The 15552-nt window shown below is 71.0% G+C and carries 18 protein-coding genes and 1 pseudogene; 12 read left to right on the top strand and 7 right to left on the bottom strand.

The features are described from left to right. The first annotated feature begins 4 nt into the window (after positions 1-4). Complete coding sequence (locus ACFYW3_RS33385; RefSeq protein WP_351757564.1) at positions 5-496, top strand: cupin domain-containing protein; 492 nt, start codon at positions 5-7, stop codon at positions 494-496. 286 nt (positions 497-782) lie between these two features. On the opposite strand, the gene ACFYW3_RS33380 is transcribed toward ACFYW3_RS33385, so the two are convergent. The 3 genes from ACFYW3_RS33380 to ACFYW3_RS33370 form a co-directional block, all read right to left on the bottom strand. Continuing rightward, positions 783-1568, bottom strand: coding sequence for a DUF4328 domain-containing protein (locus tag ACFYW3_RS33380; protein WP_351757561.1), 786 nt, complete (start codon positions 1566-1568; stop codon positions 783-785). A 432-nt stretch (positions 1569-2000) separates the two neighbouring features. Beyond that, entirely contained in the window at positions 2001-2606 is a 606-nt protein-coding gene (locus tag ACFYW3_RS33375) for a hypothetical protein (protein ID WP_351757558.1), read from the bottom strand. 434 nt (positions 2607-3040) lie between these two features. Further along, entirely contained in the window at positions 3041-3295 is a 255-nt protein-coding gene (locus ACFYW3_RS33370) for a hypothetical protein (protein ID WP_351757555.1), read from the bottom strand. 340 nt (positions 3296-3635) lie between these two features. Between ACFYW3_RS33370 and ACFYW3_RS33365 the strand changes: the two genes are divergently transcribed. The 4 genes from ACFYW3_RS33365 (at position 3636) to ACFYW3_RS33350 (ending at position 6600) form a co-directional block, all read left to right on the top strand. After that, positions 3636-4469: a class II glutamine amidotransferase gene (locus ACFYW3_RS33365; RefSeq protein WP_389388280.1), complete on the top strand. Its 834-nt coding sequence runs from the start codon at positions 3636-3638 to the stop codon at positions 4467-4469. A 102-nt stretch (positions 4470-4571) separates the two neighbouring features. After that, positions 4572-4991 carry an SHOCT domain-containing protein gene (locus ACFYW3_RS33360; protein WP_351757549.1) on the top strand — a complete coding sequence of 140 codons (420 nt, stop codon included), beginning with the start codon at positions 4572-4574 and terminating at the stop codon, positions 4989-4991. Positions 4992-5185: 194 nt separating this feature from the next. After that, the gene (locus ACFYW3_RS33355) at positions 5186-5533 is read left to right on the top strand and encodes a PadR family transcriptional regulator (protein ID WP_389388279.1); all 348 of its coding nucleotides are present in this window, start codon (positions 5186-5188) and stop codon (positions 5531-5533) included. Further along, positions 5530-6600 carry a hypothetical protein gene (locus ACFYW3_RS33350; protein ID WP_389388278.1) on the top strand — a complete coding sequence of 357 codons (1071 nt, stop codon included), beginning with the start codon at positions 5530-5532 and terminating at the stop codon, positions 6598-6600. The genes ACFYW3_RS33355 and ACFYW3_RS33350 overlap by 4 nt, the downstream gene beginning before the upstream one ends. A gap of 172 nt (positions 6601-6772) precedes the next feature. Here the strand turns inward: ACFYW3_RS33350 and ACFYW3_RS33345 are convergent, their stop codons facing one another. Then, a complete protein-coding gene (locus tag ACFYW3_RS33345) occupies positions 6773-7171 on the bottom strand; it encodes a VOC family protein (protein ID WP_351757540.1) in 399 nt (132 codons plus the stop codon). Positions 7172-7265: 94 nt separating this feature from the next. On the opposite strand from ACFYW3_RS33345, the gene ACFYW3_RS33340 reads away from it, so the two are divergent. The 3 genes from ACFYW3_RS33340 to ACFYW3_RS33330 all read left to right on the top strand — a co-directional run bounded on the left by ACFYW3_RS33340 (position 7266) and on the right by ACFYW3_RS33330 (position 10212). Continuing rightward, complete coding sequence (locus ACFYW3_RS33340) at positions 7266-8288, top strand: helix-turn-helix transcriptional regulator (RefSeq protein ID WP_389388277.1); 1023 nt, start codon at positions 7266-7268, stop codon at positions 8286-8288. Positions 8289-8493: 205 nt separating this feature from the next. Further along, the gene (locus ACFYW3_RS33335) at positions 8494-9102 is read left to right on the top strand and encodes a DUF308 domain-containing protein (RefSeq protein ID WP_351757534.1); all 609 of its coding nucleotides are present in this window, start codon (positions 8494-8496) and stop codon (positions 9100-9102) included. A 489-nt stretch (positions 9103-9591) separates the two neighbouring features. Continuing rightward, the gene (locus ACFYW3_RS33330; RefSeq protein WP_351757531.1) at positions 9592-10212 is read left to right on the top strand and encodes a DUF1062 domain-containing protein; all 621 of its coding nucleotides are present in this window, start codon (positions 9592-9594) and stop codon (positions 10210-10212) included. A 50-nt stretch (positions 10213-10262) separates the two neighbouring features. Here ACFYW3_RS33330 and ACFYW3_RS33325 read toward each other — a convergent pair whose 3' ends face one another. Next, a complete protein-coding gene (locus ACFYW3_RS33325; protein WP_351757528.1) occupies positions 10263-10880 on the bottom strand; it encodes a helix-turn-helix domain-containing protein in 618 nt (205 codons plus the stop codon). Positions 10881-11155: 275 nt separating this feature from the next. Here ACFYW3_RS33325 and ACFYW3_RS33320 point away from each other — a divergent pair, with 275 nt between their 5' ends. Next, positions 11156-12616, top strand: coding sequence for an MFS transporter (locus ACFYW3_RS33320; RefSeq protein WP_351757525.1), 1461 nt, complete (start codon positions 11156-11158; stop codon positions 12614-12616). A 141-nt stretch (positions 12617-12757) separates the two neighbouring features. Then, a complete protein-coding gene (locus tag ACFYW3_RS33315) occupies positions 12758-13111 on the top strand; it encodes a VOC family protein (RefSeq protein WP_351757522.1) in 354 nt (117 codons plus the stop codon). An 8-nt stretch (positions 13112-13119) separates the two neighbouring features. On the opposite strand, the gene ACFYW3_RS33310 is transcribed toward ACFYW3_RS33315, so the two are convergent. Further along, positions 13120-13800 (bottom strand): nucleotidyltransferase domain-containing protein, encoded by a 681-nt coding sequence (locus ACFYW3_RS33310; protein WP_389388276.1) that lies wholly within the window; start codon positions 13798-13800, stop codon positions 13120-13122. Further along, the gene (locus tag ACFYW3_RS33305; RefSeq protein ID WP_389388345.1) at positions 13797-14051 is read right to left on the bottom strand and encodes a hypothetical protein; all 255 of its coding nucleotides are present in this window, start codon (positions 14049-14051) and stop codon (positions 13797-13799) included. The genes ACFYW3_RS33310 and ACFYW3_RS33305 overlap by 4 nt, the downstream gene beginning before the upstream one ends. Before the next feature lie 87 nt (positions 14052-14138). Here ACFYW3_RS33305 and ACFYW3_RS33300 point away from each other — a divergent pair. Next, positions 14139-14294, top strand: a pseudogene (locus ACFYW3_RS33300) (LysR family transcriptional regulator); the annotation flags it as partial. A gap of 379 nt (positions 14295-14673) precedes the next feature. Then, on the top strand, positions 14674-15417 hold the full coding sequence (locus ACFYW3_RS33295) for a carbonic anhydrase (protein WP_389388275.1): 744 nt from the start codon (positions 14674-14676) through the stop codon (positions 15415-15417). The last annotated feature ends 135 nt before the right edge of the window (positions 15418-15552 follow it).

Here is a 15552-nt window from a genome sequence, read left to right as displayed (position 1 = left end):
AGACATGTCGTATCCGTCGTATCCGGATGCACGTTACAGGGGAGACAAGGGTGAGATCAGCGCGGTGTTCAGGCCCGCGGACACGCCGGCGGAGCTGTCGTCCCCGAACGGCGACGCGACCCACTACCTGGCCACGAAGGCCTCCACGAACGGGGAGTTCGGCCTCTACCGGGTGGAGATGAGCGCCGGTGCGGGAGGTCCGAAGACCCACTTCCACAAGACGATCTCGGAGTCGTTCTTCATCCTCGACGGGACCGTCAGGCTCTTCGACGGCGCGGACTGGATCGACGCGAAGAAGGGCGACTTCCTCTTCGTGCCACAGGGCGGCCTGCACGCCTTCCGCAATGATTCGGATGCCCCGGCGGAGATGCTGATGGTGTTCGCGCCGGGGGCGCCGCGTGAAGAGTACTTCGAGGGGCTGTCGCGGCTGGCGAACGCGACCGACGAGGAACGCACCGAGTTCTTCGTCCGGCACGACTCGTACTTCGTCGAGTAGGGCGTGCGGCCAAGCCCCACCACCAGTGCTGTGACCGGGGAGGTTCACCGTGTCACGCCGCCCGGCACGGCACCTGGGTCGTCTCTTTCGGATCTTGCCTGACCCGCGTCGTCCGGTGCCGCACCTCGCCGCGTTGTCGAGGCTCCCGAGGACGTCCGGTACTCGGGAGCCTCTCCGCCTTGCGATGCTCGGCACCGGACACCACGACCCGGCAAACCTCTCCGGCCACAGCACTAGTGCTGTGGCCGGAGAGGTCCAGTGTCAGGCCGTCAGGCCATGACCCCCGTCAGGCCGCGGCGATCGGGCCCTGCGCGGCCTTGGCCCGCTGGAGCGCGGTCAGTTTGCGCACGAAGACGACGGCCAGCACGGCGGCGACGATGGTGACGACGTCGGTGACGGCGCCGAGCGCGGAGACATCGCGCACCGCCTCGGGCGTCTCGGCCGCCAGGTACCGCTTGGAGAAGACGCGGTCGAGGAACAGGGTGGCGACGAACACCGTCCACCAGGCGGTCACCGGGGCGGTGGAGACATGGCGGTACGAGCCGTCGGGTGCGAGCTGGATGCTGGCCTTCCAGGTCTCCCGCGCCGTCCGGTAGGGGAAGAAGAGGTTGGCGATCGGGACGAACCACCCGCCGATGGCCCAGCCGGCGGACTGGCTGAATCCATCGGGACGGAAGACCTGGCCGTTGCAGCGGACCCGGTGGAACCAGATGAGGAAGACCACGATCGTGGCCAGCCGGAGGGTGGCCTGCGCGACGCCGGTCGCGACGTTGAGGAGGTCGGCCAGGTCGATGCTGTGGTCGGAGAGGGACGAGGGGTCGCTGATGGCGTCCTTCATCAGCCTCCACACGTACAGGTTGACCCCGGACGAGAAGAGATCGACCGCGGCACCCACGGACAACAACACGGTCAGGGCGGTCGCCAGACCCTCCGGCGAGCGCAGCACACCGGCGGCCTGCGGCATCGGGGCGGGAACGGCATGAGGAGTCGGCAGCGGTGGTGGCGGCGTCATCGGTCCGGCCTCGGGCTGCGGAGACGGAGCCGGCGACGGGCCGGGCTTGTTGAAGGACATGACGGAGTACCCCCCACGGGAACGTGCACGTGCGACATGAGAAACGGGCCGCCTGACGGGCGACCCGAGCCGACCGACGATATGCCATGTCCATGCCCGCCGTCCAAAGGTTTCGGCGGTGCCGACGAGCGGAGGAACCCGCAGGTCAGCGGGCAGTGGGTGTGAACTCCACGAGCAGGGACTTCGGACCACGGGTGAACACACCCTGCTCGGCCGGGTCGTACCCTTCGGCCGGCCGGACGTCCGGCATCGCGTCGAGGAGTTGGTTGGTGGCGTCTTTCCGCCCTCTGTGACACGAGTCGATTCACGAGGCGCCACGCGGTGGGGGGAAGGGAGAGGGGCGACGGCGGACCGACCACGCGGTCACCGGTGGGGATGATCAGGTCGGGCTTCGCGGGAGTCGTGCCGTCGAGTCGTTCCGCGCTCCGCCTGTCAGGGCCGCAATCCCGCCCGCCTGAGAGCGACTTTGGACAGTTCGGAGATGACCTGTCGGTCCCCGCGACGCCACGCGTCGGCGAGGCCGGCCGGGGGGACGGGGAGGCCCCTGAGGTCGCTGGGCGGCCCGGTGAGGGCGCGCAAGGCCAGTAGATCGGCGCCGCCGGGGGCTTCCAGGAGGTGCCGGGTGGTGGCGACGCGCCGGATCCACAACAGGCGTGGGGGGAGCCACAGCACCAGTACGAAGGTGACCGGGAAGACGATCAGGGCGAGCGTGGTCAGTGTGGCCACGTTCTCCACGGTGTGCTGGAGGGACTGTCCGGCGTCGGACAGCCCGGTGCCGGCCTCGGCCGCGGACTGGAGCGGCTTCTTCAGGAGACCGCCGACGAGCGGCACTCTGGACGCGGCGTCGCCGGCGTTGTCGAGGCCGGTGGCCAGGTTGTCGCCCGCACTCTCCACCTTCCGTCCCGGCTCGGCCAGCAGCATGATCGCGTCGCGGACGGCCAGGGCGAACCACACCGCGGCCGCGATCACGGCCGCGGCGATCAGATCCGCGAGCACCTGCCGGCTTCGCCTCGCCGGGGTTTGGGCGTAAAGGCGCATGGCGCGCTCCTGTTCCGGTGGTGGCATCGAAGACGGCCGGATCCAGCCAGTTGAGGTGCGGCGTTCGTGTCGGCGGGGCATGGCCGGTCGCTTGGCCGTACGGGAGGCACGAGTATTCCACCCGTCTCCGCGAGGGGAAGGGCCCGACGCGTGACCGCGTGGACGCAACCGTCGGGGGAGGCGCGGGCCGTGGCGCGAGACGGCCCAGCCACCCCCGGTCCGTGCCGGAGCCGGAGTGATCCGGGCTCAACTCCTCGTGGGAGCGAGGGGCATCCACGGGAGCCCCTCGCCGCCGGGCAGGGTTCCGCGCACCTGCTGCCGCGCACCGGACTGCCGCGCACCGGACTTCCGCGGAACCGGCGGCGGGGCGGGCAGCCGTTCCCGGGCGGGGCCCGCGGTCGACGGGTGCGGCCGACCGGCATCGGCCACCGGGGTCAGGGCAGATCGGCAGGTGGCGGCCCGCTCTCGGCCTCGTACACGTGCGGGCCGTCAACCTGCCACTCGATCAGTGGCGAGTCCCCCAGCACCAGCTCGTCGGGGTCGGGGACCTCGATCCGCCTGAGCATCTCGATCACATCGGCGTCCTCGTGCGCGACGCCTAGGATCGTCTCCACTCCGCCCACGCGGATACCGACCCGGCGGCCGCCCGACGGGCTGACACGGTGCACGACGACCGGTGCTCGCTCCATTCCTCCACCCTGCGGGACGCCGGTCGACCCGGCGCGCCGAGCGCGGTGTCCGGCCGCCGGCGCCCGGACGGTACGCCTCCCCATGATCGGTCGGTGTCGGATGGTTCGCAGGGCCGGGCGGTTCGTCGGGAGCGGGTCGCGTGCCCTCCCGTATCGCGCTCCTCCGCGCGGGAGCCGAGAATGAGACTGCCCGCGCAGTGGGCGACCGCGCAGGTGCGGGCCGGTCCGCTGCCAAGGTTCAATGCCGGGCGTGAGCGGCACAGGGATGCCGCGAGCGGTGAAGCGATGCGATGCGGTGCTCGCGCGGCTCGCGGTGCCGTAGGGACCCAGGTGATGACGCATGTGCCGGTGGCTCGCCTACTCGGGAACGCCCATGCTGCTCGACACGATCCTGTACAAGCCGGCCCACTCCCTGATCGACCAGAGCCTGCACTCCAAGCTCGGCGTGGAGACCACGAACGGCGACGGGTTCGGCGTCGGCTGGTACTCGCAGGACGACAGCACTCCCGCGCTCCTCAGGGACGTCGGTCCCGCCTGGAACAACCGCAACCTGCGGGAGGTGGCCGACCACGTCCGCTCGCCGCTGTTCTTCGCCCACATCCGGGCATCGACCGGGACGGCGGTGCAGCAGTCGAACTGCCACCCCTTCCGACACGGCCGCTGGATGTTCATGCACAACGGAGCCATCGCCGGTTTCCACCTGATGCGCCGGGACCTCACCCTGCTCGTCGACCCCGCGCTCTACGCCGACATCGGGGGGACCACGGACTCCGAGGTGATGTTCTTCCTGGCCCTCACCTTCGGCCTCGACCAGGACCCGCCGACCGCCGTCGCCCGAATGGCTGGAGTGGTGGAGCGCATCGGCCGTGACCACGGGGTGGAGGACCCCCTCCAGATGACGCTCGCCATCAGCGACGGCGTGCGTGTGTGGGCCTTCCGCTACTCCAGCGCCCACGACTCCCGGTCGCTGTTCTACAGCAGCCGGGTGGACGCGCTGCGCCGGCTGCACCCGGACGTCGCGTTCCTGCGGGACATCTCCGAGGAGACCCGCCTCATCGTGTCCGAGCCCCTCGGTGACCTGCCCGGCGCCTGGAACGAGGTACCGGAGAGCAGCTACGGCGTCGTACAACCGGGCGCCGACGAGTTGCACCCCTTCACCCCGATGCCCGCGTGACGCGCACGCGCCCACCCGCGAACGCGTGACGCGCACGCGCCCACCCGCGAAGCGGACGTACCCAGGGCCGCCGGCCGGCCCCGACCAACAGGAGACCGGGCCATGCAGAACTCGCTGATCAACCTGGCGGAGGACTACGACTTCCCGCTGCTGAACCTCTTCTGGACCATGATGCTGTGCTTCCTCTGGGTGTTCTGGTTCGTGCTGCTCATGCGCATCATCGGCGACGTCTTCCGTGACGACGACCTGAGCGGCTGGGCCAAGGCCGGGTGGACCGTCTTCGTCATCCTGCTGCCCTACCTGGGTGTCTTCATCTACCTGATCATCCGTGGGCGTGGGATGGGCGAACGTGAACTCAGGCGCACCCAGAGGCGGGAGGACGCGTTTCGCACCTACGCGGCCGAGAGCGCCGCGATCACCAGCCAGGCGGAGGAACTGTCGAGGCTCGCCGAACTCAAGGACCGCGGTGCCATCACGGCACCCGAGTACGAGCGGGCCAAGGGCAAGGTCCTCGGTTCCTGAGGCGGGGCCGCGCGAGACGGGAACAGAAGTCGACCTCACCCGGCAACCGTTGACGCGGGACGCCCGCGCGTCCACACTAGTCCGAGAACGAACTAGTCCGAGAACGAACTAGTCCGGGAGCGGACTGGTCCGGGATCGGACTGGTTCGAGCCCGGAAATGGAGTCCGAGAGTGGAGAGCGGGGGTGACTTTCGCATGGCCGGCGCAGAGCCCATGACCGGCTGGTTGCGTGGGGTATTGCCGCTCGCGCTCGCGGGTGTACTCGCCGAGGGCGAGCGGCACGGCTACGCGCTGGTGCAGGAACTGGCCGCCCGGGGGTTCGGTACCGTCCGCGGCGGCGCGCTGTACCCCGTGCTCGGCCGAATGGAGGCCGACGGGGCGGTGGAGGCCCGGTGGGAACCGGGGGAGGGTGGGCCGGGCCGCAAGGTCTACCGGCTCACCGACGCCGGATGGACCCGACTGCGGCAGGAGAGTGCCGGTTGGGCGAAGTTCTCCGACGCCATGGCTCAACTCCTGTCCCACGGAGTGGAGGAGAACCCATGACCGACGCCGCCACCCGGTGGCACGCGCGGACCCGACTGGCCCTGGCCGCGCGTTCCGTGGACAGCACCACCGCGGACGCGGTGCTCGCCGAGGTCGAGCAGCACTGCGTCGACAGTGGTGAGAGCCCCGAGGAGGCCTTCGGCCCACCGGAGGAGTACGCCGCCGCCGTCCTCGGCGAGCGGATCGCGCCCGAGGAGCGCCTGCGTCACGCCAGGAACGATCTGACACCCGCCCAGGCGCTCTGCCGGGCCTGCGCCCCGGTCGGCTTGGCCACCCTGACGGTCGGCGCGGGGCTCTGGATCACGAACGGCCTCATGTCGGCCGTGACCCCGGGCGCCCTGGCCGGCTCCTCACTCGTCGCCATGGCCCTGGCCGGTGGCGGCATCGTCTCCACGATCCGCAACCGACCTCGCCGCGCCCTCGGTTGGGGAGCGGTGGCCACGACGACAGTGATCGGCGCGGTGCTCTTCACCTCCCTTTCCGACAGGCCACTCGGCCACCTCCCGGCTCCACTCCTGTGCGTACTGGGCCTCGTGCTGCTCTGGACAGCCATATGGGCCGAACCGACCGAGAACTCCGAAGGAGCACCCATGAAACCGCGTACGGACGGCCTGAACACCGGCGGCCTGAACACCGGCGACCTGAACGCCGGAGACCTGAACACGGACGACCTGAACGCGGACGAGCGCCGGGCCTGGCTGGGCCGGCTGCCGCAACTGCTCACAGAGCGCCACGCGATATCCCGCGCACGTGCCGCCGAGCTGACGAAGGAGGCCGCCGACCACCTCGACGCCGGCGGACGGGCTCCCGAGGAGGAGTTCGGCCCCGTGGAGCTGTACGCACTGCGCCTGTCCGAAGCGGAGGCCCCCCGCGCGCGGTGGTGGAAGCGGGACGCCGTCCTGGAAGCGGCCCTCGCGGTGATTCTCGCCGGCTATCTGGTGGTCGCCATGGTCTCCGGTGGGCCGGTCTGGCAGATCGCACTGGCCGCCGGAGCCCTCGCCGTGGACCTGGCGATCCTCGGCACCCGTCTGGCGCGCAAGCGCCCCGACGCCTCCGCCGGACGGTAGCCCGCGCAAGCCCGTCCCGGGAGGCGGCCCGCGCAAGCCCGCGCCGGGAGGTGGCCCGCGCCGTGCGGAGTGCCTGCGCGGGGCGGTGTCGGCGGACCCGGATCCGGACCCTTCGCCGACCAGGGAAGCCGGGCGGTGGGGGCCGTTTGCCTGCCGGGCGGGCGTGTTGTCCTCAGCCGGCGAACTTCTCGATGGCGGCCGGTGTGACGGGGGTGAAGAAGTTGACGAGGTTGCCGTCCGGGTCACGGAACAGGAGCGCGCGGTTCCCCCAGGGCATCGTGGTGGGCTCGTTCACGAAGTCCTCCACGAAGTCGCGCAGATTCCGGTGGACGCTGTCCACGTCGTCGACGAGGAATTCGAGGATGACGCTGCGGTTGTCGGCGGGGTGGGCGGACCCGGGTGCGAACAGGGGGACGGTACGGGTGCTGCCGATCGCCAGGACGGCCGAGGCGGTCCTGAGCTCGGCGAAGTTCTCGTTGGCCCAGGTTGCCGACAGGCCGGTGGCGCGCTCGTAGAACTCCACGAGGCGGGCGACGTCGCCCGTGATGATGCGGACGGAGACGAAGTCCATGGGGGTTTCTCCTCTGGTGGGTCGGTGCTCGTGACCGCACGCTACGACCGATACCGGGCGGAACCCGCCCGGTATGTACGGGAGGCTTTTCCCCATGCCCCGCCCCATCGCCCGCGTCCTCACCCTGCTGGAGTTGCTGCAGTCGGGTGGCATCCGGCCCGTGTCCGAACTCGCCGATCGGTTGAACGTCGACGAACGCACCGTGCGGCGCTACGTACAACGACTCGTCGACATCGACGTGCCCGTCGAATCGGTGCGCGGCCGCTACGGCGGATACCGGCTCGCCCCCGGTTATCGCCTGCCGCCACTCATGCTGAGCGACGACGAGGCGCTCGCCGTACTGCTGGGCCTGGTCGCGGGCCGGCGGTCCGGTCTGACGGCGGCCACGGACACGGCGAGCGAGACGGCGTCGGCCAAGATCAGGCGGGTGCTGCCCGAACGGTTGCGCCGCAGACTCGACGCGGTGCTCGGCTCACTCGCCATCACGGATCCGCCCGGCAAGGCGACCGCGCCGGACCCGGGAGTCCTGCTCCCGATCGCCGAGGCGGTGCACCACCACCGACCGATCTCCATCCGGTACACCGCCGGCGACGGCCGACGCAGCGAGCGCACCCTGCACCCGTACGGAGTCGTCGCCCATGCGGGCAGGTGGTACATGACGGCGGCGGATCCCTCCGCGGACGGAGACCGGACCTTCAGGCTGGACCGCATCACCGATGTGCGGATCCTGCCCGGTTCCTTCGAGCCACCCGCGGCGATCGATCCGGTGAAGCGCGTCCTGACGGGGCTCGCGACGGCCCCGTACCGACATGAGGTGTCCTTGCGTGTCCAGGGGACGGTCGGGGAGATTCAGCCCCGACTGCCCGCCGGCCTCGCGGTCCTGTCGGAACTGCCCTCCCCGGACGGAGCACATCCCGGTGCCGCCCCCTGGTGCCGAGTCGAACTGCGCGTGGACCGGCTCGACTGGCTGCCGGCCGTACTCGCCTCGTTGGATCGCCCCTTCGCCGTCGACCGCCCGGTCGAACTCCGGGGGCTCGTCGAGGCCTTCGCCAAACGGCTCGCCGATTCCGCCCGGCGAAGCCCGCAGGACTGTGGGGCCGCCGAACCGGTGTCGTGACAGCTCCGTCACGCTCTGTCATCAGGAGGGGCTTCCCGCGATCGCCGAGGTGGGCATCGCGCCCTCTCCGCGATCTCGCCCCGTGGGCCTGCTGCCCGGATCAGCAGACCGGGACGCATGGGACTAAAGTTGACATAAGGGTATGCGAGGCATGTCGGCGGCTTCGAGGTGTCCCGCGGGCCGTTCGGCTGTCCCAGGAGGCGAGATGACCCCCAACGCGACACCGTATGACACGCACAACGATCCCGAAGACGTCCTCAAGCAGCTCGGAAGCTCTTGGCATTGGGCGCTCGGTTTCGCCCTGGCGACACTGATCCCGGGCATCCTGGTGCTCGTCTGGCCCGACGAGACCTTGCACATCCTGGCCGTGATCATCGGCTTGCAGCTCCTGGTGGCGGGTGGCTTCCGTTTCGTCACGGCCTTCTCGCACAGCGGTGACCGGGGTGGCAGCCGACTGGCCGCCGTCCTCATCGCGATGCTGGCGTTTCTGGCCGGCGTTCTGGTGTTGCGGCATCCCATGCAGACGATCGGCGCACTGTCCCTGATCGTCGGAGTCTTCTGGTTGCTCACCGGAGTGCTCACGGCCTACGTCTCGATCGCCGACCGTGCCCTCGTGCACCGAGGTCTGCTCTTCGGTCTGGGCGTCCTCGGTACGGTCGCGGGCATCGTCGTGCTCTGCTTCCCGGTGGACTCCGCGGTCGCCCTGACGCGGCTGCTGGGGCTGTGGCTCGTCCTGCTCGGCGTGTTCGAAGTGGTGATGGCCTTCGCGCTCCGCTCCGCCACCCGTCGGATCACACCCCCACTCTCGGAGTGAACGGCTCGTCCCTGCTCTCGGAGTGAACAGGTCGCCGACACGTCGACAGTGGCCCCGCGCGGCCCGGCCGTGTGGGCGGACGCGGGCGCGCGGCGGCCCGGGGCGGGCTCATCCGAGGAGCGCGTACAGCCCCGAGGCGAGGTTGAACGAGAATCCCAGCGCGAGGACACCGCTCGCTGACCACGCGCCCACGACCCGTGCGAACACCAGGGGGTGGGGCGAGGTGACGGCGTGGCGTGGGGTGTGACCCTCTGGACCCGGATGCGCCTTGACGCCCACCCGGTCACGCCCCATCGCCGGGAACCGGCCCGAAATCCAGTGGAGCCGTGCTGCCGTGTGCCGTTACCGTTCTCGCGCCCACTGTTCCCCTGTCAAGGACGCGCCGTTGTACACCAAGTGAGACCCCCCGAGCGCTGAACCGTCGCGCGTCGCACCTGTGCGACGTGCTCCTTTTCGCTGCGGTCTTCTCACTGGAACCGGTGTACTTCTGTGTCCGAAACCTGGGTGGTCGTTCCCACCTGCCTGCCGACAATCCTCCGCCGTTGCCACAGGTGCGCCTCCGGGCGCTTCCGGGCGAACGGCAAATTCCGTGTCAACGCGAACCACAAGCTCCTCGACGCCTGGCTTCTCGCCCTGTGCAACGCCTGCGGGGACACCACCAGGCTCACTGTCCTGGAGCGGGTGAACGTGCGTTCCGTACAAGCCGAGTTCTTGAACCTGCTGCATGCCAACGACCTCGGCCTGGCAGCCGAACTGCTCCAGGACCCGGTCGTACGGCGACGCAATCGCATCGCCCTCGACTGGGACAACGCCTGGCGCCTCGACGGCGGCGCGCGGTACCAGCCGGTCCGGTCCGACCAGTCGGGCCGGCCGGATCAGCCGGATCGACCGGACCAGCCGGACTGGCCGCTTCCGCCGGAGGGTGAGTCGATCGAGGTCTCGGTCCGCTTCCGTGCGCGGATACCGGTGCGGCCGGTTCGACTGATCGCCGAAGGCCTCGGCCTTTCGCGAGCCGAGGTCGAGAGGCTGCTCGCCGAGGGGAACCTCGTGTCGACGGTCCGTCTGAGCGGCAAGCTCTCGGGCGACTTCACCTTCACGCTCAAGCGCTGAGCCTTCCGGCCCAGGGCCCGTCCGGCGGTATCGGATCCGCCGGACGGGCCCTAATTCTGCTGTCTCCGGAGCAGCGGAGGGGCCGGGTTGGGCAGGGGGCTGGCCGCGGCGGGGGTCAGGCCGTCCAGGACCAGGGTCACGTAGCGCCGCCAGCCTCCCTCGGTCGGGTCCATGGTCCACAGCACGCTGACGAGCATGCCCATGATCCGCTTCAGGTCGTCGGGTACGAGGTCCTCCCGGACCACCCCGGCCTGCTGCCCCCGTGCCACCAGCGGTTCGAGCGCGTCGAAGAAGCGGGCACTCGTCTCCGCGGTGAAGATCCCGGCGTTGCGCGCCGCGGTCAGCACGTGGTGCTCGTCGGCCGCCGAGGTCAGGGCTGCTTCGATGACGACGCTCAGGCCCCGGCGCGGATCCTCGTCGCCGAGCCCGCGCTCGATGGCGGGGAGGACGTCCTGGGTGAACTGCTGTTCCAGCACCGCCCGCAGGAGGGCCGCCTTGTCCGGGAACCGGCGGAAGAGCGTCGCGATCCCCACCCCGGCCCGCCGGGCGATCTCATCGAGTCCGGCGTCGGGCCCCTGCTCCGCGTAGACGTCGCGCGCCGCCCTCACGATCTTCTCGATGTTCCGCACCGCGTCTGCGCGCAGGGGCTTGGGGGTTTCGGTCGGCACGCCACCAGGATAGCAACCGATAGTCGACGATCAGTTCGAGTTGACACCCTGCGCGCCCTGAAGTGATAGTTGACTACTGATTAGGGTGCGTGCCCGCCGGGTGCGCCCGTCCATCACCCGCCACCCCGTTCCCGCGCCCCGACTCCCGCAGCCACCCGCGCCCCCGGTCGCCGGGTGGCCGCATCAGGCACGCGCCCACACCGCACCCCCCGCGACACGCACGTCCCGACGCCTGCCCGGTCGGGCATCCGCCCTACGCTCCCGAGGAACCCTCCATGCCACAGCCGCCCACGGCTCCCCGCACCGGCAAAGTGATCGCGACACTCGCACTCGCGGGGGTCACCGCTGCCGTCATGCAGACCCTGGTCACCCCCCTGCTCGCCGACATGTCGACGATCCTTCACACCTCCCCCTCCAACGCCGCCTGGGTCGTCACCGCCACCCTCCTCGTCGCGGGCGTGTGCGTCCCCATCAGCGGACGCCTGGGCGACATGATCGGCAAGCGCCGCATGCTCCTGGCGTGCTCGATACCGCTGATCGCCGGATCCGTGGTGTGCGCGCTGTCGAGCAGCGTCGTCCCGATGATCGTGGGCCGCGGACTGCAAGGCGTCGGCATGGGCATGATCCCCCTGGGCATCGCCCTGCTGCGCGACGTCGTTCCCGCCGAGAAGCTCAGCTCCTCCATTGCCCTGGTGAGCGCCTCCATGGGAATCGGCGGCGGCATCGGGCTCCCCGTCTCCGCCGCCGTCGCGCAGTACGCAGACTGGCGCTTCCTGTTCTGGGGCGCCGCCGCGCTCGCCGCCGCCGTCTCCGTGATGATCGTGGCCTTCGTACCGGACGTCCCCGCCGGCGCCAAGGGCCAGCGCTTCGACTTCGTCGGCGCGGCGGGCCTGGCCGTGGGCCTGGTGTGCCTGCTGCTCGCCGTGTCCAAGGGCGCCGACTGGGGCTGGGGCTCGCCCACCACCCTCGGCCTGATCGTCACCGCCGTCGTCGTCCTGACAGCCTGGGGCTGGTTCGAGTGGCGGACCACCGACCCCCTGGTCGACCTGCGCACCACCATCCGTCCGCGTGTCCTGCTGACCAACCTCGCGTCGGTCTTCATCGGCTTCGGCATGTACGCGAGCATGCTCGTCGTCCCGCAACTGCTCCAGTTCCCCGAGGCCACCGGCTACGGCCTGGGCCAGTCCATGCTGGCGGCCGGCCTGTGGATGCTTCCCGGCGGCCTGATGATGATGGTCGTCTCGCCCCTCGGGGGCCGGCTGACCAACGCCCGAGGTCCGAAGGTCACCCTCGTCTGCGGGGCGCTCGTCCTGGCCGCGGGCTACGGCGCCGCGCTGCTGCTGTCCGGCACGGCCCCCGGCCTGATGTGCGCCGCGATGATCATGAACAGCGGTGTCGCCCTCGCCTACGGCGCCATGCCCGCCCTGATCATGGGCGCGGTACCCCTCGCGGAGACCGGCGCCGCCAACGGCTTCAACACCCTCATGCGCTCCCTGGGCACCTCGGTCGGCGCCGCCGTCGTCGGTGTCGTCCTGGCGCGGATGACCACCACCGTCGGCGGTCACACGCTCACCTCCGAGAACGGGTTCCGTACCGGTCTGCTGCTGGGCGGCGGTCTCGCCCTGGTCTCCGCGGCCGTCGCCGCCCTGATTCCCGCCGCCCGTCCGGAACGGCTGACGCCACGGGACGCCGCGGGACCCGCGACGGAGGCCGCCCACGCACCCGCGGCCAAGTGACTGTCGCGGCCTTCAGGACCCGCCCGGGCGCGAGCCGCAGCCAACACCGGCCCTTGCCTCAAGGCGGGGCGGGCGGGTGGGCGGGCGGGTGACGGTGCGGTGGTGCCTGCCCGCCCGGTCGTGTCCTGGCAGGATGGCGGCATGGAACGTGTGCTTGGAATCGGTGGATATTTCCTGCGGGCCGCGGACCCGGCGGCCCTGAGCTCGTGGTACCGCGATTGTCTGGGCCTGGACGCCGATGCGAACGGCGTCTGGCAGCAGGGCGCCGGGCCGACGGTGTTCGCGACGTTCGAGTCCGGGACCGAGTACTTCGGCTCCCGCGCCCAGCAGAGCATGCTCAACTTCCGGGTCCGCGACCTGGACGCGATGCTCGCGCAGTTGCGTGCCAAGGGAGCGGACGTGGCCGAAGAGGCGCAGGAGATGGAAGGGGTCGGTCGATTCGGCTGGGTCACCGACCCCGAGGGCAATCGGATCGAGTTGTGGCAGCCCGTCTGACCGTGCCTTCACACGGGCGGTGACGTGCCGGCGGACCGCCCGCCCTCTCGGGCGCTCGGCCGGAGGTCCGCCAGCCAGTCGTGTCCCGGATGCGCGTGGCCGAGGAGGGTGGCCAGGGTCCGCCGCGCGGGGTCGTCGAGCAGCGGAAGGGCGGTGTCGAAGTCCTGCCGGTCCTTGGGGCGGGCGGCCTTGGCCTTGAACAGGAGCACCAGCTCCGGCGCGAGGTAGGGGATGCCGTCCGGGCTGTGGCGGATCACGCGGGTGTACGGCAACTGGATCGACGGGTCGCGCCGACAGATCCAGGTCGATCCCTCGTGCGGCTCGCGGAACACGTCCACCAGGTAGTCGCCGGTCGACGGATCGCGCAGCCAGGTCTGATGGGTGAGCTCCGAAACCTCCGGCGTGAGCTCCCAAACGCGGCCCGACGCCACCACATCGAAGGCGAACTCGGGGAACCGTGACCGGATTTCGGGGAACCGGGCGGCCGGTACGGCGATCTCGAGGTCACCGTGCTCGCGGGTCTGCTCGCCCGTGAACAGGTCGACGGCCCAGCCGCCGGCCACGTACCAGGGGACCGACACGCCTGCCAGACGGGCCGTCACCTCCGCGGGGCTCCACGCCCTCGCCCACCGGGCACCGGCCTCGGCTTCGGTGATCTCCACGCCGCCGGGGGGCAGTTCTCGGGTCATGCGGGCAGGCTACCGGGAACCCCCTCGCCGAGCCGGCCCCGCGAGCGGCACCTGCGCCGGACGAGGGCTCTTCTCGATCGCAGCCAACTCATGGCAGGCCGGACGGTCGCGGCCGCCGTGATGACGCGCACGACGTTGAGCGCGACCTGACCGTCTCCGCCGGTCAGGTGCATGGTGATCGCGCCGATCTGCAGGAGCACGAACCCGACGGCCGCGAGCGGTTCGGCGAGGATCCAGTAGGCGATGGTCATGATGGCCCTTCGTGGTCACGGCACGGGGGAGGTGCCCCGTCGTCTCGGGGCGGGCGACCGGAATCGGCACGTGGGCGTGCGTGGGCGATCCGGCCGCTGTTCGTCCGTTCTCCTGTCGGCGTCACCCTCACGCCGGTGGGGGCGGTGCTCCTCGACGAAGCGCGGGCCCTGCTCGACCAGGCCGACCGCCTTCGCGTCCGCGCGGTCGGGGCGGCCGGCGCCGCGACCCTCACCATCGGCATCAACCGGTCGACATGGCGCCGAGCCGAGTGGTCGCGGCGGGGAACGACGGCGACCCCAACCCGTTGATCCGCTCGTTCATCGACATCGCGAGGGCCGCGTACCGCGAATGAGTACCGGCGTACCGCGAGTGAGTGCCGGCGAGCAGGAGCTTCGTCCCATGCTCGTCGAATTCACCGTCCGCCCCGACCAGGGGAGTCCCGGCGCGTTTGGACCGCTGCGCTTCGGGCCCCCGGCGCGTCGGCCGCCGAGACTGCGGTACCGATCACCAGCTCGGCCGCAACCGGCCGGTGCCCGCCGATTGATCAAGTCTTCTTCAAGAGCGATCCGGCCCTCGTGCCGCACCCGCGCACAGGCGGCGACAGTCCTACCGTTCTCCGATATGGCCGGAATCGAGGAGTCGAACGCAAGCCCGGGCCGGCGCGGGGTCGTCCGTGCGGCGTTGACAGGAGCGGCGGCCGTGGCGGCCGGGACCGTGGGGGCTGTCGCCGATTCCTCCACGGACTCGACCCCCGCCCGGGCCGGCGCGGCGCGCCTGCGGCCCGCGACCCCCCAGTCGGCGTTGCGGGAGCTCATGGCGGGCAATGTCCGCTGGCGCACGCTCCACGAGAGCCACCCCGACCGGACGCGGGCCGTGCGACAGACCCTGGTGGCCGGACAGCATCCCTTCGCCGTGGTCCTGGGCTGCGTCGACTCCCGCGTTCCGCCGGAGCTGGTCTTCGACCAGGGCCTCGGCGACCTGCTGACCGTCCGTTCGGCCGGCTCCGTCCTCGACGAGGCGGTCCTGGCCAGCATCACCTACGGCGTTCTGGAGCTGGCCATTCCGCTCGTCGTCGTGCTGGGGCACCAGTCGTGCGGGGCGGTCACCGCCGCCATTCACGCGGCCGAGGCCGGCGAGAGCCTCGCCGGCCACATGCAGTACCTGGTCGACCAGATCCGTCCGGCGATCGACCGCGGCCTGCGGGGAGCGGCCCGCGTGGACGCGACCATCACGGCGAACGTGCGACGGGTCCGCTCCCGCGTCGCCGCCGAGCCCACCCTCGCGGCGAAAGTCGCCTCGGGTGAACTGGCCGTGATCGGAGCCCGCTACGAACTCAACAGTCAGACGGTCCACCAGACCCACTGACCCCCGCCCACCACGCGCTCCCCTCGGCGACGAGCACCCCGGCGCGCGTTCGCCCGCTCCACTCTCCCGCCGGACGGCAAGCCTCCCGCCGGACGGCGAGCCCACCGGGGGAGGCCGCAGCGCCGGCAAGGGGAT

Origin of the sequence: Streptomyces sp. NPDC002602 (genome assembly GCF_042889445.1) — a bacterium.
In the GTDB taxonomy this organism is placed as follows: domain Bacteria; phylum Actinomycetota; class Actinomycetes; order Streptomycetales; family Streptomycetaceae; genus Streptomyces.
Note: the sequence above shows the minus strand (reverse complement) of the source record. Positions and strands in the feature narration are given on the sequence as shown.